The sequence below is a fragment of the Blautia wexlerae DSM 19850 genome (genome assembly GCF_025148125.1).
In the GTDB taxonomy this organism is placed as follows: domain Bacteria; phylum Bacillota; class Clostridia; order Lachnospirales; family Lachnospiraceae; genus Blautia_A; species Blautia_A wexlerae.
The window spans coordinates 4312288-4337197 of the sequence record NZ_CP102267.1; the positions used below are offsets into that span (position 1 = coordinate 4312288).

A 24910-nucleotide genomic window follows, 5' to 3' on the forward strand; every position below is an offset into this window, starting at 1 on the left:
CTGTATGAAAAGAAGTATTACAGAGAAAAAAGGCTGTAAAAACAGGAACAGCCAGCCCGAAAGAATTTACGGACTGGCTGTATCAGCAGAGTAATGTAATTGTGGAGCTGACCGAGATATGAAAAGCTTTCTATCATCAATTTCGCATTATTGCAATAACAGATTGCTTCTTCCATGAATGAATAAGCAATATTGTCATCAAACTTTCAAGCATAAACATAGCAACAGCAAAAAGAGTAAAAGCAACAACCGGAAATACAAATCCCGTAGACATGCCTGCATTTTTCAAAAATATACCGATTGCATATCCGCCGGGGATTCCAACAACAGCAGTTATAAGCAATGCAATCAAAGTAGTAAAAAGACCTTCCATCATAAATGCTTGCTTCAACTGCTTATTTGTCATACCAATAGATTTTAGTGTGCCCATTTCCTGTTTCTGTGATAAAAGATTTGTCACAGTAAGATTGATTTGATTGATGACCGCAAATATCCACAAGATGGCTGCAATCGCATAAGCTAATGTAAAACCTGCACGATTGTCTGATTGGTGTTCTACAATAAAATCTTGAAGGGTTTGTAAGCGAACATCCCTATTGTCAGAAACGAGTAATTTGAGTTCTTGCTCGATTATCTCCTGATATTCAGCTTCTGCTTGTATTTCGATTGCGTATGTACAGTCATAACCTGCAAGTTCTTTGAGCATATTTTCCGGCATTCTGAAAATATAGCCACCCATTCCATCATTGCTGGAAGTGATTGCACCAATTTTGAATGCTTTTGTTATTGTTTTACCACTATGATTTTTGAAATTAAAGGTCACAGTATCCCCAATTTGAGGTTTCCAATGGTAAACATCATAAATACGTTCGGGATCACTTACAACTAATTCTGTATCATCAGTAATATTTCCAGACAAAACCGCTGCATTTAGCGACGCCAAATCCTTTTCATTATAGCCGAGCATCAAGGTGCTATCTGAAATATCATTGTCTGTTGAGAAATCAACTGGTACGGTAGCATAAGTAAATATATTGCTAACTCCCTCTATATCTCCAACACGCTTTACATAATCAGAAAAATATTCTTTCTGCAAGAGAGCATCCAAATTTTCACTTTCGTTTTCTAAATCAATGCTGATTTTGAAATCTCCGTACTTCATATCCCAATAACGAGCCATACTCTCGGCATTAAAAGAACTCTGATAACTTGCTGCAAGGAAAAATATAACTCCGCACAGTCCCAATGATAAAATGGTCAATAGAGATTTTTTTCTGTTTCTGGAAAAGCTGATTTTCGCTAAATATACAGGCGTAATACGATGTCTTTTGTGAGTGCGGTAATTTACAATTCCCACTGGATTTTTCAGGGCGGAAATTGGAGAAGTATTCGCTGCAATTTTTGCTGGTTTACGAACACTAATATAAACAAGCAGTATTCCAAAAAGGCATGCGCCACATAGAGAAACAATAAATGCAAATACTGACCAGCCTTTTGATTGCAGACAATAGCTGATGATCGTTCCCATGATACTACCAATTAAAATCCCCGGAACTGCAAGCATATAACCCTGTTTAAGAACTATTTTATAAATTTGCTTTTTACTTGCCCCTATTGTCCGAAGCTGTCCGAACTCAGCAACTTTTTGTCCAACCGAAATATAGAAAATGCTGTAAATTACAAGTGCGGCAGCTAAAAACAAAATGGCAGCAACTACACCATATACCGCATAATTACTGAAGGACAAAGTTGTATTTACATAATCATAGTAACTGCTGACTGTCCAATTATTCAGTCCAGTCTCCTCTGAAATTTGAGATAATATTTCTGTTGCTTCGTCTTTTGTAAGGGTATCTGCATTTTCAAGCCAAACATATCCATTAAGCAGGTTATTTCCACGTAATTCCCGGCATTTTTCAAGTGAAACAAAAACAGGATAAGCGGTAGAAGTTTTATCATGATAAATACCAACAATAGTATAATTCTTCAAAGTACCATCCAGATTCAACTGAACTATGGCGTTGATTTCCGGAGACTTATTTTCACTGGCAAAAAAGGCATCTGTAACAGCAATTTCACTTGCTTTCTCTGGATATTTTCCGTCAAAGGCAGGAATCAAACTAAGCATGTCATCATCATAATAAATCAGAGACAGTTCTTTAGAATTTTCTTTCACTGTTTTGATATTACAGGAAAGTCCTACACTTTTTACTTCTTCGTTTGCTAACAACTTTTCTTTACTGTCCTGCGTAATGTCAAAGAAAATCCCTTGATGTAATCCTTCGATTTCTTTCTGATTTTGATAAATGATATTTTGCACTGTGAGCAACGACATCATTATCATAGCAACGGCTACAATAATTGCCGAAAGGCAAAATAAGTTTTTCTTCTTATCAAAACGCACACTTTTTCGTGCTAATTTTTTAATTACTGCACTGGTATCATTTTCAAAAGGATAATTCATAATTCCCACCTCCTTTAGCCAACAATTTTACCATCTTCAATCCGTACAATGCGGTCTGCGAGTTGAGCGATCTCGTTGTTGTGAGTAATCATTACAATGGTCTGATTAAATTCTCCGCTGGTATGCTTCAAAAGCCCTAACACATCTGCACTGGTCTTGCTATCAAGATTTCCGGTCGGTTCATCAGCAAGGATAATCGCAGGCTTCGTAATTAAAGCTCGTGCAATCGCTACACGTTGCTGTTGACCGCCTGAAAGATTGTTCGGCATATTTTCCAGTTTATCTTCTAAAGCCAACATATACACAACTTCGTCCATAAATTTCTGGTCTACTGTATCGCCATCCAGTTCCACAGGCAGGACGATATTTTCATATACATTCAAAATCGGAACCAGATTATAATTTTGGAAGATAAATCCGATGTTACGACGGCGGAAAATTGTCAATTCATCATCATTCTTTTTTGCGAGTTCTTCTCCCCGTACAATCACGCTGCCGGAAGTGGGGGTATCAAGTCCTCCCATCATGTGAAGCAATGTAGACTTACCGCTGCCGGAAGTTCCAACTACGGCAACAAATTCTCCCTGTTCCACAGTAAAATTTACACCATTAAGGGCACGAGTAATATTTGGTTCTGTGCCGTAATACTTCTTTAAGTCGATTGTTTGTAAAATGCTCATATTCAAATGCTCCTTTCAAGGCTTTCTATCTGTTGATAAAGCCATTGTAAACCACAAATGTTACACAAATGTCCGAGATAGAAAAAATTTTTATCGAAAATCAGAGTGAAATGTTACAACGCTCGGACATTTCAAAAAAAGTGGTTATATCTTACCTTACAGGAAGCATAATAGAAAATTCTGAGCCTTGCCTCAGCTCTGAAACAACCTTGATATAGCCCCCTTGCCTTGTTACAATCTCACGAGCCAAATACAAACCTATTCCCACACCCTGTTGATCGTGTACTTCTTCCTCACGATAGAAGCGCCGGAAGATGGCAGCCTGATTGCTTTCTGAAATGCCCTTGCCGGTGTCGGTCACTTTGACCTCTACGTACATTTCCCACTGAACCACTGATACAGAAATCTTTCCACCTGACGGAGTGTATTTTACTGCATTGTCCAGCAGATTGAAAAGGGCTTCGCTTGTCCACTTGCTGTCATGGGAGATTATCAAATTTTCCGGGCAATCCACGGATACAGCAATTTCTTTTTTCTCTGCGGCATATACAATACTGCTCATGGCTTGTGCAAGCGTATGGAATAAGCTGCTGTCTTTCTTTTCTAATCGTATTGCTCCGGTTTCCAACCGGGACGTTTTAACCAGTGCTTGGAACAGAAAATCCAGTTTATCAGTCTGACTACGTATGCCTTGTAAAAAGTCCATCCGTTCTTCTTCTGAAACAGGCTTTGTTAAAAGTGTGTCCGTTACCATTTGCAAATTGCTGACAGGCGTTTTAACTTGATGTGAAATATCAGAAATCAGCATTTGAAGCTCCTGTCGTTCCATGTCTACCTTGTGCCGGTTTTTCTGCATAATCTCATACAACCGAATTAAGCGGTGGTTGATACGGGCAAAAAGAGTTTCACTATCATTTGACTTTTGTAATTCCTCGTTTCCATCAATCATGTTGTCCAGCGTCCGGCACAAATTAGAAGTAAAATGAGAAAGGCGTTTTCCAAAAATCAGCACCAATAGCCAAATCCAGAAAAACGCACAGAGTGTCAATGTTCCACCCACTATAAAAATTCGTATATCCTGCATTATACCGCCGAAAATACCGGTAATTACCAGCATAGAGAAAACCATGCCAGCACTAACCAGTCTACAAATTTTCTTAGCAGAAAGGTTATTCAGATTCATTTCTTTTCGCCTCCTGTCCATTGATACCCCATACCATAAACCGTTTTGATATATGTGTCGCCATCCGCTTCAATCTTACTGCGAATACGGCTGATAGAAGTAGTAAGGGTATGTTCATCTACATATTTTTCATCAACATCCCACAGTTTTTCTAAAAATTGTTGGCGAGTAAGTACCTGCTTCGGATTTTTAAGAAATAGGTTCAACATTTTATATTCCATCGCAGAAAGTGCTAATGGTTTCCCGTTCAAACTTGCAAATTGTTCCGAAAAATCCAGAAACAAGCTACCATCCTCGTAAATATCCTTAGCTGGTTTGTGATGCTCCAACATAGCGAACATGGCTTTGATTTTTCGCTGCAAAGCACTAATCGAAAAAGGTTTCGTGATATAATCCACTGCACCAGCTTCATATCCCCGTATCTGATTGCTTTCCTGATCGTTGGCAGTTAGAAATATAACTACTGTATCAGGATGCTCTGGCTTGATAAGACGGCATAGGTCATAACCATTTCCGTCTGGTAAATTTATATCCAGCAATACCAAATCAAAAATGTTTGTTTTTAATGATTCAGCGGCTGTCCTTGCATTCAGAACAGAAGTTATTGTGTAACCGTCCAATTCCAAATTATAAGTAAGCGTTTTATTCAAAAGATTATCATCTTCGACAATTAAAATATGCTTCATATTATCACTTCCTTTTCTTTTTGCAGATAGTATAACAGGCAAATGTCCGAGAATTGTTACAAGGACAAATATATTTTTCATTTTACAGCTTTTTTCTGTGTACTGCAATTTTATAAAAGAAAGGACAGCAGTGTCAAATTGCTGTCCTTTCTTTTATCATAGCTGGTAGTGTAGAAGCGTGGGTTCATCATATCGGGTGTGGTATCTTTAACTACAGGAAACTCCCTACAACACTATCTCACTTCTTGCTTAATAAAGTTCTAATGAATCTTCTGTATCCACCCACATCTGTAAATTGCCATCAAGATATAATCTTGCATATTCCAAAGGCTCATCCACAGCCAATGAAGTAAGCGCACATTCTGATCCATATGTGGTTTTTAAATTTTTTTCAGCTTCCCAGCAATCAATGCGAAGCATATATCCAGCACTTGTGTAAACATCAATACTATCGTGGTTTATATTATATTCTGCATAAATTGTTCTCATCGTATCTTATCTCCATTTTCTTTTGATAATCAGTTACAGAGTTAAATATCGAAAACATTTCAATCAGTTCACCATGTCGTTATTGTTATATGTTATATTGTGTTATGAAATTTTCTTTCCCTTAATTTTTCCCATATTAAGGTTCATGAAAAGCAATGGGAAAATGTAACACAAGGGAAAGAGTAAGGGAAAGTTCACTTGCTACAAACTTAGTATTTTCAAGGGTTTGCGAAGAATTTGATAATCAAATATAACAGTTATTAAATTTCCTAAAATATGTGAAATATCAACTGGAATTTTCTTTTTAGAATGAATTATTTAATTTCTACAATAGCACCATATTTCGTATGCGGAAGATATTGTACCTTTAAATAAGTATTTTTATCAATATACCTTGAAAATACTGTGATTTCGATTTCATCATCTTTAACTTTATCATATAGAAAAACACTTCTTCTTTCAGAAGATATATCTGCACCACCATGAGATTGTTCAGTTACATATCCTTCTGCATAACTATACTGTTTGTTTATGATGTAAGGCATATCTAAAACAAAATCTTTCAAATATAAGATTAAAAGAATAGCTACTATAACAAGAATGGTATTAGCCAATCGAAGAAATATTATATCATTTTTTCCAGTATATTCTTTTTTTATCGCTTCTTTATCAAAAAATATCGAATAGATAAGTTTTCTTTTTTTAATTAGATAGATAATGCAAGCAATTAACGCTATAACAAATAATGAAACTCTTATAAACAATCTAAATATAGCAAAATCCATAATATCATCCCCTTAAACTTCAAGTTTGTTGCTTACATTATACTTCATCAACCTAAAGAATGGAAGATTTTTTCTTGCCTCCCAAAGCAAAAGCACCTGTCATTTTCAAAACGAAGACAGCAAGTGTCTTAGAGTTCCACATTCTATTTTGAGTGCAAAAAAGCAGGAGAACTTTTCAGATTTCCTGCTTAGTAAAGCTGTGAAGATTTAATTGTAGTCAGTTTTTCTTATACCATCCGAAATTTATACTTTAATGTTCTCTCATAACAAAAATCAATTTTGTCCTCCAACAAAAATACCGTTTGGGGGATTATCCCATATAAAATTATCCTCAGCCACTTCGCTCTCCAATGCAATTTCAATTTTATATATCCCCACATTTTGGGCATTTTCATCATCCTGACTATACATATAAAAATTCATACAATACCTTTCCTTCTCTGTCAATATGAGATACATACCATCCAATTCCGTTTTCCTTTTACCATAGTTGCTTTCACTTGATGATGCACAATCGCCCTCAAACCTTTGGATACTGCCCTCAATATAATCGAAAAAAGCAGAGATTTCAGTGTCTAAATTCTCAATGTTCTTTTTGCTTTCTTCGGAAAATAGAGATTTTAGTTTCTCTGAATCCTGTTGCTTACATGCCTCGATAATTTGTTGACACATCTTATCCGTTTCATTTTGTTCAGAGCTAAACCAGTCATTGAAATATTTGTTAGAGCAGCCTGTTAAACCGAGTATAATAATCACACTGGAAAGCAACAATACTTTTTTCATATAATTACATCCTTTACTGAATAATTGCAAAATCACTTATTGGATTAAGGTCATTACAAAAAATTTCTTACTATCATTATACTTCATCAACCTAAAGAATGGAAGATATTTTCTTACTCCCTAAAGCAAAAGCACCTGTCATTTTCAAAGTGAAAACAGCAAGTGCTTTAGAGTTCCATATCCTGTTTTTTGCTTTTTGCCTGATCCGTCCGGCTGACTTCACGCTCTGCTATTTCTTTCTTTTTGCGGCTCAACTGCTCTATAATGGAACTTTTAGCTTTCTTCTTGATTTGCTCCGTTCCGGCTTTTTTGACCTCCGGTTTCATCAGCGTGGTTTGGATTTTCTGAATGGTTGATTTCATAGCGTTTGTGATTCTGGCAATCACGCCATCCAATCGTTTCACTGCATACTCAACTTCTTTCTTTGAAGCCTTACGCTCAGGGGAGAGAACCCACGCTTTAGACTGCTCCACCAGCTTAATATCCTCCTTGTGCGTTTCCAGTTTTACAGTATCAGCAACGACCTCAACCGCCTTGTCATAGGCAATATCGGCAACCTCGTCCACCAGAGCTTCCACATCTTCAATCTTCATCGTGAGTTCTTCCAACTTTTGCTCCTGTGCTGCCAGTTGCTCCTTTTGCTTGAAAAGAATATAGTCCTGTTTTTCCAGATAAGCACGACCACCATATTCGGGTTCTTCTTCCAGTTGTAAGCCATGCTTTTTCGCCACATCGAACAGCAACACTCGGCAGGCTGAATCGAAAGTCATCTTGCGGTTATTTTTTCTTCCGACAGGCTTCTCCGGTTCCGGCAGTTCAAATCCCAGTGCTTCCAAAGCCTTTTCCTGTTGTGGGGCAATCTCCCCATATTGATTTTCACAGTCGAACACATGACGCTCGTGAATATGAGGGGTGCTTTCATCCAAGTGCAGCGCCCAATTCAGGATATGGACATGAGAGCCGAAACGCTCATTTACGATTTCCATAAATTCTGTGACAATCTCAATGAGCAGTTCCGGTGGAACATGATTATCAAGTGTTCCAATCTGATAGACCGTTTCCTCTGGACAGGTCTTTTTGCTTTTGAGCAAATCACCGGTTTCCTTATTCCTTTCAGGGTGTCGGTTCTTCACATTTCTTTCGTTCTGTCCGGTTACAAAATCACGATACCGCTGACGATAAAAAAGCTGTTCCACATCTTCAAAAGTGGCAGACAGCTCATTTTCCTTATCGGGATTTTTGAAATTGCGGAAGCCATTGTAACAGTCCCAATAGAGATTTTGTTTGGCTCGTTCTTCGTCAATGTGTTCGCTGTTGGCAATGTCAAAACTGCGGTCATTGTGCTTCGGATTATAAACGCCATTCTTTCCAGCTCGTCCATTGTGCCTTGTTAATTTCACATGAGTTCCTCCTTTTCTTTTTGATTTCCCCGACAGGGGAGAAGGGCAGCGAAGCTGATTCCTTGCGGCTTTCTGCGTCAAGTAATACCCAGTACTAAGTGGCGAAACGCCACTTAACTGGGCAAGGCTGCCGCCCTTGACCTGCACAGGGATATTGCATTCCCTGTACCCATGCACAAAGGGTTGCACCCTCTGTACTCCCGCTCGAACAAACTGACTTCGCCCCGTCTCAAGCTCTGTCAGTCCCTTCGGTTTTACAAAACAGTCCACCGGACTATTTTGCAAAAAAGAAAAACCGACGCATGATCGCTTTACGCTCAATACATCGGTTTCTTTATCTGACCTTGACGGTCATATTCAGTTGTGGCAGATTAGCCAATTTGAAAAATTACTCTGGCACATCTACTGAATAACTTAGATTGTTTCCTCTCTTGTCGCTCTTTAAATCATCATAATACCATAGATACATCGTTCTGTCATATACATTGATTTCAATAACACCATCTGGCTTTTGACCTTCTACTTCTAATGAGTAAATTTCCTTATCATGTGCATAGCCAAAAACAAATCTGGTATCTGGATAATTTGGATTCAAGTCCTGTTGAAAATCACTTAATTTTAAAGATGAACGAATTAGTTCTGTAATATCAGATATAAGAATGCTATCCGCTTTAGTTGTAACCGGTGTAGCATTCATAAATGCATATTGTACACTTGCTTCCTCCACCTGTTTTTTGCAGCGTGCCATCACAAAACCTTGAACGGGATCGTTATCGCTTCCTGCCCGATAGAAAATAGTATCATACTGTTTGCCATTCCATATATGCAATATTTCATCAACATGATTAAGAAAATCTTCTGGAACAGAAAATTCTTCATTTTCAGCATTCAAAGGAGAATTCAAAATAGCTTCTTCGACAGAACTATAATATATGAGTTCAGAATCCTTTTTATCGTAATCACTCAAATTGAATTCGACATATGCATTGTCTTTATTGTCATCTTCCGGAACATAAGTATAACGACCATTTTCAATATGGTCATCATAATCAACAAACAGTCCAATACATATCAGCGCTGCAAAAATCAAAAAAACTATTCCTACAATGATTAGCAATATTTTCAAAAATTTTTTCATACAAAAGTCCACCTTCTTGCTTCATTTCAGTAAATTATATCATACCGATATGAACAATTCAATTCACGCTCTATCAAGTAGTTTTTTACTTACCTATAACGCACATTTCCGCAAAATCCATAGTCTCCGATACTTTCCTCACAGGCGATATACAGTCGGAATTCTGTCAGCTCATGAAATAAGAAAAACCGACGCATGATCGCTTTACGCTCAATACATCGGTTTCTTTATCTGACCTTGACGGTCATATTCAGTTGTGGCAGATTACAGGTAATCTACAAATTCCCCAAAACAAAATAGGATATTTATTTTTATTCTATTCAACTACATACCCATATTCTGTGTGTGGTAAATACCTTACAGTTATCTTATCTCCTAAATCGCTACCTGTTCCCCAATATTTTAATGAATGTTCTTCTCCAGTTTTCTCATCTCTAATATGTATTCTTCTTTCACTATTAGAGTTTTCTCCTGACATTGCACCTTGTGTAACTTCTCCGGTAACTTCAACTAAATTGTTAGATAGTAAATAAGGTATATCCAAGCAACAAGGAACAGTTATAAATATACCGAGAATCAATAACCCAACAACTGCCATCACATTGATTATTTTTTCCCATTTTTGATATTTTATTTTTTCTTCTTCATTGACAGCCTTTCGTTTTATAAACTTCCCATTTTTCTTTCTATGCAATACATACATAATTAAGACTATAAATGATACTATAATCACTCCAAAAGTTCTAAACATCAATAATGCCATAAATTTGTACTCCTTTCAAAGCGACACGCTATTTATTAACAGCTTTATCAGCTAATCTTTTATCTCCCCATGGCGTTTTCAGCATAGGCTCATTATCAATAATTCCTGCTCTTAAAATTTCAAGGGGTTTTTCTAATTGTAAGATGTTTTTATTATCTATAATAATAGCAGTTTGAAATTCCTCAAAACTTTCAAAAACTCTGTCTTGAAATATAAAAGATATATTTTCTTTACATTCCTCTGCGTTAGCAGGTAAAACACAGGAACCCATCACATATTTTTTCTCATTATAGGAAAACTCAATAAGAGTAAAAGCCATATCATTATCATAATCAGACTTGATAATTTCCATTAGATCTTTTGCTTCAATAATGAGCGTTGGCTTTTCATTTTTCTTAAAACCAAACATGAATAACACCTCCAAGAATTAACTTTATCTTATTTTTCATTATACTTCATCAACTTAACGAATGGAAGAAAAATTTGTGTGCAGAGTTCCTGTTCAAGCCTTGTAACGCGCATTTATGCAAAATCCATAGTCACCGATACTTTCCTCACGGGTGATATACAGTCGGAATTCTGTCAGCTCATGAAATAAGAAAAACCGACGCATGATCGCTTTACGCTCAATACATCGGTTTCTTCATCTGACCTTGACGGTCATATTCAGTTGTCTAACATCGTACTGTTATAAAATCTATGTCATTTACGATTTTTCTTATGCTGATTTGCCCAGTAAGATTTTACAGGGATTCTTCTTCTTTTTATGTCCTCCATAAATTCTTCTTTGTCAATATTACTATCAATGGTAAATAATTTTTCTCCATTTACATATACACGCATAGAACCTTTCTTTCTCTCGCAATAGGTAATATCTTCAAAGTGAAAAGTTCTCTTTCTTCCAGAAGTTGAACGCCATGTGATTTCATCTCCGTTCACTTCCAGTTTCCACATAATCATGTTCAATGAGCCGATTAAAGAAACAATAAAGAAAATACTAAAACCAATTGGTGGCAATAAATCATCTTGTTGAATAGCACTGGCTACCGTAGCTCCCCCAAAAAGAAACACCGCCAATACAAAAAACATAGTAAGTACTTTTTCGGTTTTTATTATATAATGCGTCCTAATTATTCCCTTTTTCTGTTCTTCCTCTCGTTCTTTAGCTCTCTTTTGTTGAAGATTTACAAGATATTTCAAAAGAAGAAGTACAACTAAATAGGGACCTATTTGTGTAATTATATTCAAACACATTCGTAAAAAATTATTCATTTTTGCCCTCCATAGTTCCAGCTATATAAAAATGATTGTTTGAAATCGAGTATTAAAAACCTCAATTTTTCATATCTCATTATACTTCATCAACTTAAAGAATGGAAGAAAAAATTTTGTGTACAGAGTTCCTGTTCAAGCCTTGTAACGCACATTTCCGCAAAATCCATAGTCCCCGATACTTTCCTCACAGGCGATAGGCAACGGTCAAAACATCAGGTCTGCACCTGACATTTTAACCGCATATCAGCCCTGATTATCACATTATCCCTGCTGGCTGTTCAGCCCATGCTTTTTCGCATATTCGCTGGCTTTCTGTCTGCGTTCCTCACTGTAAGGCGGCAGGAAACGGATAGACAGACGGGACTTTGCCAGCTCATAAGAAACACCGCCTTGAACATTGGATTTTTCCAGTCGGCAAAGGTCAGGGTACTTCTTAGCAAAAGCAGCCAACCTCTTTTTCAATCCGGCGTTGTGGGTGTAGATATTTGCCTTGTCCTCGCCCTCATTAAAGAGAACGATTGTTTCTTTCTCAATCTTCGTCAGTCTCGTCATAGCAGCCCTCCCTATGGTTTTTCAACACACGCAGCTTGCAGTAAAAGCAGCGATACCACCTTTCAACACCCTCAGCACTCAGCTTGACGGAAAGCATATAAAACAGCTTCTTCGCCACTGGATCGGGTGCAAGGGCAGCTACCATACGCAAACGCTCGACAGTTGCTTTCAGGTTCGGACAGCCAAAGGCATAAAGGGCTTCCATTTCATTCCGGTTCATCTTCATTGTGTTTTCCTCCTTAAAGTTTGATAAATGAAAAGCGACAGACACTTCATAAGGAAATACCTGTCGCTTCGTTTACGATACAAATTTGTTGGTTTTGGACTTGATAAAATCAGCAGTAAATCATTTCCTGTCTGATGATTTCTTCGGCTCGGTTACGGATAGAGTTCATGGACTGTACCCACAACATCTGATTGTCTGCTTTCATGGTTTCGGTCACGCCCTCGGCTTGTTTCATCTGCTCAATGATAAGGCTGCACCTTTCCGTTGCCTGTTCGTCCAGGTCAGCAAGGTAAGTATGCAGTTCGCCGGATAAACAGAGGGCAGAGAACCTTGTAGGGCGGTACTGCTCCAAATATGTCCTGTGCAGTCTGCCCCACATACCGATAGGGCGGTGTTCCTCCGGTAGCTTCAAGTCCGGCACATAGTAATCGCCCACAAGAACATAGTCCAGACCGTTGCTTTTGTCATGGATTCGTGATTTCAATTCTGTCATGCTATTTTTTCTCCTTTCACTTTTTGCCGATTTGATTTGCTTGTGACGTTCTGTTCAACACACACATTGCTATCAGAACTTTTTTCTTCTGCTATACGCTCATGCTCCGCAAATTCTTTTGATTTCTCACGAATCTTTTTCATATACTTACGATTGGATTCTCGTTTTCTGCGAAGTCGTTCCGCCTCTTTTTCAGCAGCAATCCTTTCTTCCTCTGTTGGTTCATGCTGCTCCACAGGTACTTGAAATTGCCCGACATAGTTAAGATATATCTCCACCTCTGTGGTGCGGTCTGCACCTTTTCCTTGTGGCTCGTGAACCAGAATTTTGTCGATAAATTCATTTATCATGGCAGGAGTAAGTTCTGTAATATTCTCATACTTTTTAACCAGCTTTAGAAAACGCTCCACATTATTTTGACCGCCTATAATCCGTTGCATATCAGCGGTGTCAGTCTCAATAATCTTGTTCAGCTCGTTCTGCTCATTTTCATAATCAGTAAGCATACTCTGAAAAAGTCTGTCCGGCAATCTTCCAATCACATTATCTTCATAGATTTTCCTGATAAGCATATCCAGTTCGTGAACTCGCTTCTGATTTCTTTCAATGCGGTTTTTTACAGTTTCAGAAACAGCAATATCTTTCATCGCCGATTCTTCTTGCAGAGAATAAACAAACTCCCGCTCATTCAAAGAAACATAATGGCAAGTCTCCTGTATGGTTTTCAGAATGATGCTTTTAAGTGCTTTTGTTGAAATATGGTGGCAAGTACAATGCCGGTCATATCTCTGACAACCCAGATTATATGTGGAACATTCATAACAATCTGCCGGATTGGAATGACTTGTCCTTTTTTCGCCTTTGGCAGTATAGTATATTCTTTCTCGCCCTTTCCGCTGCCTGTGATTATACATCGGCGCACCACAATCAGCACAGTAAATCTTTCCGGTCAGAACATTAGGCTCGCCCATAGGATCGGCTTTTCTTACATTCTGTCTTAACTTTTGAGCAAGCAGCCATGTTTCTTCATCGACAATAGGCTCTTGTGTATCATCAAAAACCACCCAATCTTCCTTGTCTGCCCTTTTCGTCTTTTTGTCCTTATAGGAATTTTTGAATGTCCTGAAGTTGACAGTCTTTCCAATATACTCTGGTCGGGCAATCAGAGTAGTAACCTGATTTCCTCGCCACATATACGGATTTTCTTTGTCATAGTTGCTTGCATGATTTCCAAGTCCCTTTTTTCCAAGATAATAAGACGGTCTTTCTATTTTTTCTTCTGAAAGTTCTCTTGCTATCTGATAAGGTCCTTTTCCCTCAATAGTCATGCGATAAATTCTGCGGACTACTTCAGCAGCTTCTTCATCAATAATCCAATGGTCGGGGTTTTCGGGGTCTTTCAAATAGCCGTATGGTGGGATATTACTTGTATGAGCGTTGCCGGAAGAACCTCTGGATTTCAGTACAGCTTTAATTTTCTTACTTGTGTCCCTGACAAACCACTCATTGAACAGAGGTTATTCGGGAAAGGGAAAGACAAACAAGCAGAAATCCAGTATTCATGCGGGTTTGTGGCGGGATGGCTCCCCAAAAGCTGAACACAAATAAGACAAGCAGCAATACAATCGCATATCGTTTCTCAGGGAGAATGTTGATTTACGTCACATTCTCCCTTTTTTTATTCCAGAAACGAGGTGATTGCAAAGTGAACACACAAATTATCGCCATCGCCAACCAGAAAGGCGGCGTTGGCAAGACAACGACCTGTGCCAACCTGGGGATCGGGCTGGCGCAGGCCGGACGAAAGGTGCTGCTGATCGACGGAGACCCGCAAGGCAGCCTGACCATCAGCCTGGGCCATCCCCAACCAGACAAGCTGCCCTTTACCCTGTCCGACGCGATGGGCCGTATTCTGATGGATGAGCCGCTGCGACCCAGCGAGGGTATCCTGCACCACCCGGAGGGTGTTGACCTGATGCCTGCGGACATCCAGTTGTCTGGTATGGAGGTTTCTCTGGTGAACGCCATGAGCCGCGAGACCATCTTGCGGCAGTATCTGGACACCGTAAAGGGACAGTATTCCCATATCCTCATTGATTGCCAGCCCTCTCTGGGGATGCTCACGGTCAATGCCCTGGCAGCCGCCAATAGGGTCATAATTCCCGTCCAGGCAGAGTATCTGCCCGCCAAGGGTTTGGAACAACTGCTCCAAACAGTAAATAAGGTGAAGCGGCAGATCAACCCAAAACTCCAGATTGACGGCATCCTGCTGACGATGGTGGACAACCGCACCAACTTTGCCAAGGAGATCGCCGCCCTGATGCGGGAGACCTACGGCAGCAAAATCAAGGTGTTCGCCACCGAGATTCCCCATTCTGTTAGGGCAAAGGAAATCAGCGCCGAGGGCAAGAGCATTTTTGCCCATGACCCCGGCGGCAAGGTGGCTGAGAGCTACAAAAATCTGACGCAGGAGGTGACGAAACTTGAAAAGCAGCGCGAAAAAAGTAGAGCTGGCATCGGTAGATGACCTGTTTTCTACCGAGGAAAGCCGTGCCGACGCACAGCGGGAACGGGTGTTGGAAATCCCGCTGTCTGAGCTGCACCCTTTTAAGAACCATCCGTTCAAAGTCAAGGATGATGAATCCATGATGGAAACTGCGGACAGTATCCGGCAGTATGGTGTGCTGGTTCCGGCGATTGCAAGACCTGACCCGGATGGCGGCTATGAATTAGTAGCCGGACACAGGCGGCACAGGGCCAGTGAACTGGCGGATAAAGAAACCATGCCGGTCATTGTCCGGGATTTGGACGATGACGCTGCCACCATCATCATGGTGGACAGCAACTTGCAGCGTGAAAGCTTGCTCCCCAGCGAAAGGGCCTTTGCCTACAAGATGAAGTTGGAGGCTATGAAACGGCAGGCTGGGAGACCTTCTAAAAATTCCGCCCAACTTGGGCGGAATTTCGATGGAAAGGAATCCAGAGAAATTTTGGCAGAACAGGTCGGCCAAAGCCGTAACCAGATTTCCCGCTATATCCGCCTAACCGAACTGATACCTGAACTGCTGGATATGGTGGATGAACGAAAAATCGCTCTCAATCCGGCCTATGAGCTGTCGTTCCTGAAAAAAGAGGAACAGGTGCAGCTTTTGGACGCGATGGACAGTGAACAAGCTACCCCTTCTCTCTCCCAGGCTCAGCGGCTCAAGAAATTCAGTCAGGAGGGGCATTTATCCATTGATGTGATGCGGGCCATCATGGGCGAGGAAAAGAAAAGCGATCTGGACAAGGTGACATTCACCTCGGACACCCTGCGGAAGTATTTTCCCAAGAGCTACACGCCCCAGCGGATGCAGGAAACCATTATCAAGCTGCTGGAACAGTGGCAGAAAAAACGCCAGAGAGATCAGGAACGATGAAAGGAGCTGCCTATGAGGGATATTTCAGCCCGCGAGCTGAAAGGACACAACATTCTTGCCGTGGAGCGTTTTCAGGATAACACCCGCCGGATGATTGAGTTTTCTGTCCTGCGTTCTTGTGCCTACGGCAGTCCCGGTGATGAAATGCGGCTGTTTCTTACGGAGGACGGCTATCAGGCCGCCCTCCTGAGCCAGCAGCGCCGGGAAATCAAAATCAAGCGTTACGCCCGTATCATCGAGGGACATATCCTCGATTTTAAGCCGGACAAGCGCCGCCGCCACTCATAAACAAATCATTACTGCGAAAGGAAAGGATTGAAATGTGTACTGTAAAGGAAATCCGGGAAGCAATCCGGGAGGATTGCCATTCCCAGCATGATATGGAATCTATGGAGATTGACCGTGTTCTGCAAACTCTGCCATTCTCTCAGGGAAATGACCTGTTGGATAAACCGCCCATTCCCAAACGCCCCTACCGGCGCAGAAAAAGTGAACAAAACAGCTGACTGCCACAATTCTTTTTACAGGATTGTGGCTTTTTTCATACCCTGAGAAATTTGGAAGGAGTGAGGTCAATGGCCGTATTTCGCATTGAACGAACCAGAGATTATACCGTAATGAGCAATCACCATTTACGCAATGGGAAGCTGTCCCTGAAAGCCAAGGGGCTGCTTTCCATGATGCTGTCCTTACCGGAGGACTGGAACTATACCACCAGAGGGCTTGCCGCCATCTGCAAAGAGGGCGTGGACGCTATCGGCGGCGCGCTGCGGGAGCTGGAAACTGCCGGGTACATTGTCCGCCATCAGCTGCGGGACAGGCAGGGACGGATCAGTGATACCGAGTATGTCATCTACGAGCAGCCACAGCCGAAGAACCCGGATACGCCCCAGCCGGATACGGCTTCACCAGATACGGGAAACCCGGATATGGAGAACCCGGATACGGAAAAGCCCGCAGAATTAAATATAGAGAAATCAAATACTCAAAAATCAATTACGGATGGATCAAGTACCGATTCCATTCCCTTCCGGGAAACAGCGGCGGCAAGACCGCCGGAACGGAAAGGAAGGGATGCGATGTCTGTCTCCGAGATAGAAAATTATCGGGAATTGATTTTAGAGAACATCGAGTATGACTACCTGTGCAGGGAGTTTGCCACCTATCGGGAGGATTTGGACGAGATCGTGGAGCTGATGGTGGAAACCGTCTGTGCCAGACGCAAAACCACCCGGATTGCAGGCAGCGACTTCCCCCACGAGGTGGTGCGCTCCCGTTTTTTGAAGCTGGACAGCGAGCATATCCGGTTTGTCATGGACAGCTTGCAGAAAAACACCACCGAGGTCCGCAACATGAAGCAATACCTGCTGACAGTGCTGTTTAACGCACCCACCACCATCAGCAACCACTACACTTCACAGGTCAATCACGATATGAACGCAGGCGGCTGGTAAGGCCGTCTTTTTTCATCCCACAACAACGACTTTTACAGGAGGTTACGCTATGAACCAAATGGAAATTTTCAAAAACCCGGAGTTTGGCAGTATCCGTACTTTTGAGCAGGACGGCAAAGTGCTGTTTTGCGGTTTGGATATTGCAGTTGCATTGGGATACAGCAATCCTCGTGATGCGTTACGCAGGCATTGTAAGGGTGTCGTGAAACGCGACACCCTTACGGAAGGCGGACCGCAGCAGCTTTCTTTTATTCCCGAAGGCGATGTGTACCGCCTGATCGTTCACAGCAAGCTGCCCTCTGCGGAACGATTTGAACGCTGGGTGTTTGATGAAGTGCTGCCCTCTATCCGTAAGCACGGGGCTTACATCACCAGGGAGAAGCTGTGGGAGGTTGCCACTTCCCCGGAAGCCATGATGAAACTCTGTTCCGACCTGCTGGCAGAACGGGAGGAAAATGCGGCGCTGCGAGAGGAAAACGCCATGCTGGAGGGCAAGGCAGCCTTTTATGACCTGTTTATCGACCTCAAGCACAGCACCAACCTCCGCACCACCGCCAAAGAACTGGTTGTGCCGGAGCGTCGGTTTGTCCGCTTCCTGCTGGAACAGCGATTTGTGTACCGCGCCCCGTCCGGGAATGTACTGCCTTATGCAAAACCTGCCAACGACGGCCTGTTCACCGTCAAGGACTACTGCAACCACGGGCATACCGGCTCCTATACGCTGGTAACGCCCCAGGGCAAGCTGTATTTTGCCCAGCTGCGGGACAGCATCCTGCTGATGATATGATGACCCAGTATCTTCTACGGCGGCTGGTGGTCCCGCCTTAGTTTTTGAACAATCCCTGCAAAATTCGTGGAAAGGAGGCGTTACCCCATGCAGGAAGAAGTGGAAAACAGGACTTTGACGCTGGTAGTCAACGGCACAAAGTTCACCGGGCGGCTATTTAAGGCTGCCATCACCAAGTATCTTGCCCATCGCAAGGAAAAGAAGCTGAATAAGCAGAGAAGTCGGGACGCGCCTGTGAAGCCCCAGGGTAAGCAGACGGTCAAGCAGCTCATTGGTCAGAACCAGGGCGTTTCCAATATCGAAATCACCGATCCCTCCATCAAGGAGTTTGAAAAGATCGCCCGGAAATATGGTGTGGATTATGCGGTGAAAAAAGACCGCAGCACCTCCCCGCCCAAGTACCTGATCTTTTTCAAAGGTCGGGATGCGGATGCCCTGACCGCCGCTTTCACCGAATACACCGGCAAAAAGGTGAAAAAAGCAGAGAAAACAGAGCGTCCGTCTGTGCTGGCAAAGCTGAACCAGTTCAAAGAGCTGGTCAAAAATGCCGTGGTGGACCGCACCAGGCGAAAGGAGCTGGAACGATGAAAAAGCAGCTTGACATCAAAAAGCTCCTGATTTTGAACCTGCCCTATATCCTGATGGGCTTGTTTGCCACCAACTTCGGGGAGGCATGGCGCATGGCACAGGGCGCGGACGCTTCTCAAAAGGCGCTCTCCCTAATTTCTGTCTTGCCGGTGGCGCTGGCAAGCTGGTGGCCCAGCCTACACCCGTTGGACCTGTTGGTGGGAATCTGCTGCGGTGGTGGTCTGCGGCTGGCGGTATATCTGAAAAGCAAAAATGCGAAGAAATACCGCCACGGCATGGAGTATGGTTCCGCCCGCTGGGGAACACACGAGGACATCGCCCCTTATGTGGACCCGGTTTTCCAGAACAATGTGATTCTGACGAAAACCGAGAGCCTGACCATGAACAGCCGCCCCAAAGACCCCAAGACCGCCAGAAACAAAAATGTGCTGGTCATCGGCGGCTCCGGTTCCGGTAAGACCCGCTTCTGGCTGAAACCCAGTGCGCCCGTAAGGGCGGTATAAATCCTACCTTGAGCAAGTAGTAGGTAAAAGTATCAAGCGGCACTATGCCGCAACCTATCATTCCCCGTCTTACCCCAAAAGGGAAACCGGAGGGCGACCATAGCATGACGGAGGACACGGGGTGCCGAAACCTCAGAAGCGCCGGCGTGACGGAATGAAAATCCACGTATGAGGATGGAAGCTAAACTGCTTGAATGACAGCCTGAAATCGGGACCAAGAGCGTACCCCTGACGTAGAGAGGTTGTACTCGTCAGTACTCCTGACAGTCGCATTGTTCGGCTATGCGGCTGCTGATACTCGGAGCAGGTTCAGCCACGGGAAAGTGGAAAAAGGCGAACGTCACATACCGACAACGTGGAGAGCTTATTTATACCGTACTAAACGGGGATTGCCTAAAGTGAAATGCCAAAAGGCTATGAAAACGCTGAAATGCGGGATTCTGAATATTCACCACGGCAACAGAGTTCCCATAGTAGTCTGCGGACGGGAAAGCCGTCTACATGGCAAAGGGGAACAGTGAATCATTTTCAAAACAGAAAGGACGGTGTGTGAGACACTATGAGAAATCCGATTCATGTCTTGAAAAGCCTTGAAGAAAAGGCAAGTGTAAGTAACTACAAATATGAAAGATTGTATCGCAACCTATACAATCCAGAGTTCTATCTCCTTGCTTATGCGAACATTGCGAAATCGCAGGGAAGCATGACGCAGGGGGTGGACGGGCAGACACTGGACAACATGAGCCTGCCGAGAATCAACCGGATTATTGAAGCCATACGCAACAGGACGTATCAGCCAAAGCCTGCAAAAGAAAGTACATTCCCAAAAAGAACGGGAAACTCCGTCCGCGGGAATCACTTCTACTGATGATAAGTTGGTGCAGGAAGTGGTCAGAATGATTCTTGAAGCAATCTATGAGCCGACATTCAGCAATAATTCTCACGGTTTTAGACCGAAAAGAAGCTGTCACACGGCACTCACGCAAGTAAAGAAAAACTTCACAGGAGTTACGTGGATTGTAGAGGGAGACATTAAGGCGTGCTTTGATAACTTCGACCATCATGTGTTGGTTGACTTACTGCGAAAAAGGATTTCAGACGAGGCCTTTATAGGTCTCATCTGGAAATTTCTGAAAGCCGGATATATGGAGCAATGGCAGTATAACTGCACCTACTCCGGCGTTCCACAGGGCAGCGGTATCAGTCCGATATGTGCGAACATCTACCTCAGCGAACTGGACAACTATATGCAGGAATACAAAGAAAAGTATGACTGTGAGCCAGCACGCAGAAAGACGACCAAAGAATACGAACGGGCGTCCCGGAGGTACAAAAAGGCACGTAAAGCGTTAATGGGTGCAGAGAAATCCAATCCTGAACTGGTAAGAGAATTTAAGGATTCCAGAAGGGAGAAGATGAATCAGCATTACTACAATCCGTTCGAGGAAGGCTTCAAGAAAATCCAGTACAACCGCTATGCCGATGATTTTGTAATAGGCGTTATCGGTTCCAAAAAGGACGCAGAAAAAATCAAGGAAGATATAAAAATCTTTCTCCAAGAGAAACTGCATTTGGAAATGTCCGAGGAAAAGACGAAAGTCACCCATTCCAGTAAGCCGGTACGCTATCTGGGGTACGATTTCAAAGTAATCCATTCCAAGAACATGAAGCGTTGTAAAAACGGCGACATGAAACGGGTGTGGTATGGAAAAGTATTCCTGTATATGCCGAAAGAAAAATGGATTAAAAAAGCGATGGAACGGGGAGCGATACAGGTGAAACGCAACAATGACACAGGCAAAGAAATGTGGCGGCCTATGCCAAGGAAAGACCTGATGAACCGCAGCGACGCAGAGATTGTGTCTACTTTCAATTCCGAAATTCGAGGGTTATATAACTTCTATCGGATAGCAGAAAACGTAGGCGCATTGCACAAGTATTACTACATGGTGCGGTACAGCATGTTAAAAACTCTGGCAGGAAAGCACAGAACGAATGTCAGTGTTATTAAGAAGCGGCACATGGTAAACGGAGTACTGAGAATCCCATACGATACAACTAAGGGACGTAAATACTGCGAATTTTACCATGATGGATTCAGAAAGCACAGCGACGGCTATGACAATGTGGCAGACGTTATGCCGAGTTATAGGAAATATGACAGCAGGCACACGATAGTAAACCGCATAAAAGCCGGAGTATGCGAGATTTGCGGGGAACATGCAGACTATTTATGTATGCACCACGTAAGAACGCTGAAATCGCTGAAAGGCAGGGATATATTTGAGCAGAAAATGCTGAAAATGAGAAGAAAATCTCTGGCTCTCTGCCCTGACTGCTTTGAACTCTTACACGAAACCAAAGAATCAAGGTGATTCATGGAAAGCCGGATACGCTGAGAGGTGTACGTCCGGTTTGGGAGGCGGTTCCCTGAAACCTACTGATGAAAGTCAGCAAGGCGCAGGGTGCCTACCTCATACCTGATGCAGATGCACAGCTCCTATGTGGTGACAGACCCCAAAGGCACTATCCTGGTGGAGTGCGGTAAAATGCTCCAGCGCGGTACACCGAAAATGCGTCCCAAGCTGGGCAAGGACCATCAGCCAATAAAGGACCGGCACGGCAATCCGGTCTATGAGACCGTAAAGGACAAAAACGGCAAAGTGGTCTATGAGCCTTATCGCATTAAGGTTCTCAATACCATCAACTTCAAAAAGTCCATGCACTATAACCCCTTTGCGTACATTCACTCTGAAAAGGACATTTTGAAGCTGGTTACGACTTTAATTGCGAACACCAAGGGCGAGGGCAAAGCCGGGGATGATTTCTGGGTCAAGGCAGAAACGCTTTTGTACTGCGCCCTCATCGGGTATATCCACTATGAAGCCCCGGTGGAAGAACAAAACTTTTCCACCCTCATTGAGTTCATCAACGCGATGGAAGTCCGGGAGGATGACGAGGAGTTCAAGAACCCGGTGGACCTGATGTTTGACGCACTGGAAGCAGAAAAGCCTAATCATTTTGCCGTCCGCCAATATAAAAAATACAAGCTGGCCGCTGGCAAAACAGCTAAAAGCATACTGATTAGCTGCGGTGCGCGCTTGGCTGTGTTCGATATTGCCGAGCTGCGGGAGGTCACTTCCTACGACGAGCTGGAGCTGGACACTCTGGGAGATCGGAAAACTGCCCTGTTCCTCATTATGAGCGATACGGACGACTCCTTTAACTTCCTGATCTCCATGTGCTACACCCAGCTGTTCAATCTGCTCTGCGAAAAAGCCGACGATGTGTACGGCGGGCGGCTGCCGGTCCATGTGCGCTGCCTTATCGACGAGTGCGCCAACATCGGCCAGATTCCCAAACTGGAAAAGCTGGTCGCCACCATCCGAAGCCGTGAGATCTCCGCCTGTCTGGTCTTGCAGGCGCAAAGCCAGCTGAAAGCCATCTATAAGGACAACGCCGATACCATCATCGGCAATATGGATACCTCCATTTTCCTGGGCGGCAAGGAGCCAACCACTCTCAAGGAACTGGCTGCCGTGCTGGGCAAGGAAACCATTGACACCTACAACACCGGAGAGAGCCGTGGGCGGGAAACTTCCCACTCGCTCAACTATCAAAAATTGGGGAAAGAGCTGATGAGCCAGGACGAACTTGCCGTTATGGACGGCGGCAAGTGCATCCTCCAGCTGCGCGGTGTGCGGCCTTTCCTTTCGGATAAGTACGACATCACCAAGCACCCCAATTTCAAATACACAGCCGACGCAAGCGACAAGAACACTTTTGACATTGAAGCGTTCCTGTCCACCCGGCTGAAACTCAAGCCCAATGAGGTCTGCGACGTGTACGAAGTAGATACTCAGGGCGCTTAAATCTGTTCCGCTATGAAAGGAGTGGTCTTATCTATTCGCCGCAACTGCCCTTTTGGGGCCATTGGCGTACAAGGCGGACAGTCACCAAAAAATAATGAAAAAAGGAGGACAGCCGGAATCAGCCCCCGGAAACCGGGCGGCGGATTGTCCGGCTTTTGTATGCCTATGAATGACTGAAACTTTATCAAAACGATTCCGGCTAACAATTATTTATGGAATTTTTCAATGAAGCGATCAATGTGTTGCAGACCCTCGTGATTGCCCTTGGTGCTGGTCTTGGCGTATGGGGCGTTATCAACCTGCTGGAAGGTTACGGAAACGACAACCCTGGTGCAAAGAGCCAGGGTATGAAGCAGCTCATGGCGGGCGCTGGTGTGGCTGTGGTCGGCCTGATCCTCGTACCTCTGCTTTCCGGCCTGTTTGCCGTCTAAACTGTCCCTGAAAAATCCTTGCCCCTCCCGTAATAATCGGGAGGGGCTGAAAGGAGGTCACACTGTATGGATTTTCTGCTGGACGCGCTTACTGAGTGGCTCAAGGAAATGCTGGTAGGCGGCATTATGGGCAACCTGTCCGGGATGTTCGATTCTGTAAACCAGCAGGTCGGAGATATATCCGTGCAGGTTGGGCAAACGCCGCAGGGCTGGAACGGCGGCATTTTCAGCATGATCCAGAGCCTCTCCAACTCCATCATGGTTCCCATCGCCGGTGTGATTCTGGCGATTGTAATGACGCTGGAACTGATCCAGATGATTACCGACAAAAACAACCTACATGATGTGGACACCTGGATGATTTTCAAATGGGTGTTCAAGTCAGCCGCAGCCATACTCCTTGTCACGAATACATGGAATATCGTCATGGGCGTGTTCGATATGGCGCAGAGTGTGGTGGCACAGGCATCCGGGATTATTTCTTCGGATGCAACCATTGATATTTCCTCTGTCCTTACGGACATGGAACCTCGGCTGATGGAAATGGATTTGGGTCCGTTGTTCGGGCTTTGGTTCCAGAGTATGTTTATCGGCGTTACCATGTGGGCGCTGTATATCTGCATCTTCATCGTGATTTATGGCCGTATGATTGAAATTTACCTTGTGACATCCGTTGCGCCCATCCCTATGGCTGCCATGATGGGCAAGGAATGGGGCGGCATGGGCCAGAACTATCTGCGCTCCCTGTTGGCGCTGGGATTCCAGGCATTTCTCATCATTGTCTGTGTGGCGATTTATGCTGTACTGGTACAGGACATCGCTACCGAGGAAGATGTGATTATGGCGATTTGGAGCTGTGTGGGCTATACGGTTTTACTGTGTTTTACCCTCTTTAAGACCGGAAGCCTTGCAAAAGCTGTATTCCAGGCTCATTAAGAA

25 protein-coding genes and 3 pseudogenes are annotated in these 24910 nt (G+C 43.4%); 12 read left to right on the forward strand and 16 right to left on the reverse strand.

Annotation, left to right across the window (positions count from 1 at the left end; genetic code table 11):
* Positions 1-136: 136 nt before the first annotated feature.
* From NQ550_RS20045 to NQ550_RS20120, 16 genes are all read right to left on the reverse strand, one after another.
* Positions 137-2464 carry an ABC transporter permease gene (locus tag NQ550_RS20045; protein ID WP_006859032.1) on the reverse strand — a complete coding sequence of 776 codons (2328 nt, stop codon included), beginning with the start codon at positions 2462-2464 and terminating at the stop codon, positions 137-139.
* Between the two features lie 14 nt (positions 2465-2478).
* On the reverse strand, positions 2479-3144 hold the full coding sequence (locus NQ550_RS20050) for an ABC transporter ATP-binding protein (RefSeq protein ID WP_006859033.1): 666 nt from the start codon (positions 3142-3144) through the stop codon (positions 2479-2481).
* Positions 3145-3295: 151 nt separating this feature from the next.
* On the reverse strand, positions 3296-4327 hold the full coding sequence (locus NQ550_RS20055) for a sensor histidine kinase (RefSeq protein WP_006859034.1): 1032 nt from the start codon (positions 4325-4327) through the stop codon (positions 3296-3298).
* A complete protein-coding gene (locus NQ550_RS20060) occupies positions 4324-5013 on the reverse strand; it encodes a response regulator transcription factor (RefSeq protein ID WP_009265522.1) in 690 nt (229 codons plus the stop codon). Before NQ550_RS20060 ends, NQ550_RS20055 begins: the two co-directional genes overlap by 4 nt.
* A gap of 249 nt (positions 5014-5262) precedes the next feature.
* Positions 5263-5502: a DUF6061 family protein gene (locus NQ550_RS20065; RefSeq protein WP_006859036.1), complete on the reverse strand. Its 240-nt coding sequence runs from the start codon at positions 5500-5502 to the stop codon at positions 5263-5265.
* 314 nt (positions 5503-5816) lie between these two features.
* Entirely contained in the window at positions 5817-6287 is a 471-nt protein-coding gene (locus NQ550_RS20070; RefSeq protein WP_008394496.1) for a hypothetical protein, read from the reverse strand.
* 273 nt (positions 6288-6560) lie between these two features.
* Positions 6561-7070, reverse strand: coding sequence for a DUF5104 domain-containing protein (locus NQ550_RS20075; protein ID WP_008394495.1), 510 nt, complete (start codon positions 7068-7070; stop codon positions 6561-6563).
* Positions 7071-7237: 167 nt separating this feature from the next.
* Positions 7238-8617: a plasmid recombination protein gene (locus NQ550_RS20080; protein WP_081703272.1), complete on the reverse strand. Its 1380-nt coding sequence runs from the start codon at positions 8615-8617 to the stop codon at positions 7238-7240.
* 241 nt (positions 8618-8858) lie between these two features.
* The gene (locus NQ550_RS20085; RefSeq protein ID WP_003023129.1) at positions 8859-9608 is read right to left on the reverse strand and encodes a hypothetical protein; all 750 of its coding nucleotides are present in this window, start codon (positions 9606-9608) and stop codon (positions 8859-8861) included.
* 316 nt (positions 9609-9924) lie between these two features.
* Positions 9925-10371, reverse strand: coding sequence for a hypothetical protein (locus NQ550_RS20090; RefSeq protein ID WP_003023134.1), 447 nt, complete (start codon positions 10369-10371; stop codon positions 9925-9927).
* Positions 10372-10399: 28 nt separating this feature from the next.
* On the reverse strand, positions 10400-10780 hold the full coding sequence (locus NQ550_RS20095) for a hypothetical protein (RefSeq protein WP_003023131.1): 381 nt from the start codon (positions 10778-10780) through the stop codon (positions 10400-10402).
* Positions 10781-11073: 293 nt separating this feature from the next.
* On the reverse strand, positions 11074-11643 hold the full coding sequence (locus tag NQ550_RS20100; protein ID WP_044996656.1) for a DUF6560 family protein: 570 nt from the start codon (positions 11641-11643) through the stop codon (positions 11074-11076).
* Between the two features lie 264 nt (positions 11644-11907).
* Positions 11908-12198 carry a hypothetical protein gene (locus NQ550_RS20105; RefSeq protein ID WP_005930793.1) on the reverse strand — a complete coding sequence of 97 codons (291 nt, stop codon included), beginning with the start codon at positions 12196-12198 and terminating at the stop codon, positions 11908-11910.
* On the reverse strand, positions 12176-12424 hold the full coding sequence (locus NQ550_RS20110; RefSeq protein WP_005930789.1) for a hypothetical protein: 249 nt from the start codon (positions 12422-12424) through the stop codon (positions 12176-12178). The genes NQ550_RS20105 and NQ550_RS20110 overlap by 23 nt, the downstream gene beginning before the upstream one ends.
* Before the next feature lie 109 nt (positions 12425-12533).
* A complete protein-coding gene (locus NQ550_RS20115) occupies positions 12534-12917 on the reverse strand; it encodes a TnpV protein (RefSeq protein ID WP_005930786.1) in 384 nt (127 codons plus the stop codon).
* On the reverse strand, positions 12914-14320 hold the full coding sequence (locus NQ550_RS20120; protein ID WP_025579925.1) for a DUF4368 domain-containing protein: 1407 nt from the start codon (positions 14318-14320) through the stop codon (positions 12914-12916). Before NQ550_RS20120 ends, NQ550_RS20115 begins: the two co-directional genes overlap by 4 nt.
* A 302-nt stretch (positions 14321-14622) precedes the next feature.
* Here NQ550_RS20120 and NQ550_RS20125 point away from each other — a divergent pair, with 302 nt between their 5' ends.
* From NQ550_RS20125 to NQ550_RS20185, 12 genes and pseudogenes are all read left to right on the forward strand, one after another.
* Entirely contained in the window at positions 14623-15444 is an 822-nt protein-coding gene (locus NQ550_RS20125; RefSeq protein ID WP_025579922.1) for a ParA family protein, read from the forward strand.
* On the forward strand, positions 15401-16336 hold the full coding sequence (locus NQ550_RS20130; protein ID WP_029677082.1) for a ParB/RepB/Spo0J family partition protein: 936 nt from the start codon (positions 15401-15403) through the stop codon (positions 16334-16336). The genes NQ550_RS20125 and NQ550_RS20130 overlap by 44 nt, the downstream gene beginning before the upstream one ends.
* A 12-nt stretch (positions 16337-16348) precedes the next feature.
* Positions 16349-16624: a DUF5720 family protein gene (locus NQ550_RS20135; RefSeq protein ID WP_021905612.1), complete on the forward strand. Its 276-nt coding sequence runs from the start codon at positions 16349-16351 to the stop codon at positions 16622-16624.
* 26 nt (positions 16625-16650) lie between these two features.
* Entirely contained in the window at positions 16651-16842 is a 192-nt protein-coding gene (locus NQ550_RS20140; RefSeq protein WP_438266588.1) for a hypothetical protein, read from the forward strand.
* Positions 16843-16911: 69 nt separating this feature from the next.
* Positions 16912-17790 (forward strand): DUF6017 domain-containing protein, encoded by an 879-nt coding sequence (locus tag NQ550_RS20145; RefSeq protein ID WP_025579917.1) that lies wholly within the window; start codon positions 16912-16914, stop codon positions 17788-17790.
* Positions 17791-17839: 49 nt separating this feature from the next.
* Positions 17840-18577 carry a BRO family protein gene (locus tag NQ550_RS20150; protein WP_025579916.1) on the forward strand — a complete coding sequence of 246 codons (738 nt, stop codon included), beginning with the start codon at positions 17840-17842 and terminating at the stop codon, positions 18575-18577.
* Between the two features lie 87 nt (positions 18578-18664).
* Positions 18665-19165, forward strand: a complete 501-nt coding sequence (locus NQ550_RS20155; protein WP_025579914.1) for a PcfB family protein — start codon at positions 18665-18667, stop codon at positions 19163-19165.
* Positions 19162-19647 (forward strand): annotated as a pseudogene (locus NQ550_RS20160) (VirD4-like conjugal transfer protein, CD1115 family); the annotation flags it as partial. The gene NQ550_RS20155 and the pseudogene NQ550_RS20160, both read left to right, overlap by 4 nt.
* A gap of 580 nt (positions 19648-20227) precedes the next feature.
* Positions 20228-22043, forward strand: a pseudogene (locus tag NQ550_RS20170) (reverse transcriptase/maturase family protein).
* 105 nt (positions 22044-22148) lie between these two features.
* Positions 22149-23540, forward strand: a pseudogene (locus NQ550_RS20175) (VirD4-like conjugal transfer protein, CD1115 family); the annotation flags it as partial.
* Between the two features lie 212 nt (positions 23541-23752).
* Positions 23753-23971: a Maff2 family mobile element protein gene (locus tag NQ550_RS20180; RefSeq protein WP_002578868.1), complete on the forward strand. Its 219-nt coding sequence runs from the start codon at positions 23753-23755 to the stop codon at positions 23969-23971.
* Between the two features lie 66 nt (positions 23972-24037).
* The gene (locus NQ550_RS20185) at positions 24038-24907 is read left to right on the forward strand and encodes a VirB6/TrbL-like conjugal transfer protein, CD1112 family (RefSeq protein WP_025579395.1); all 870 of its coding nucleotides are present in this window, start codon (positions 24038-24040) and stop codon (positions 24905-24907) included.
* The last annotated feature ends 3 nt before the right edge of the window (positions 24908-24910 follow it).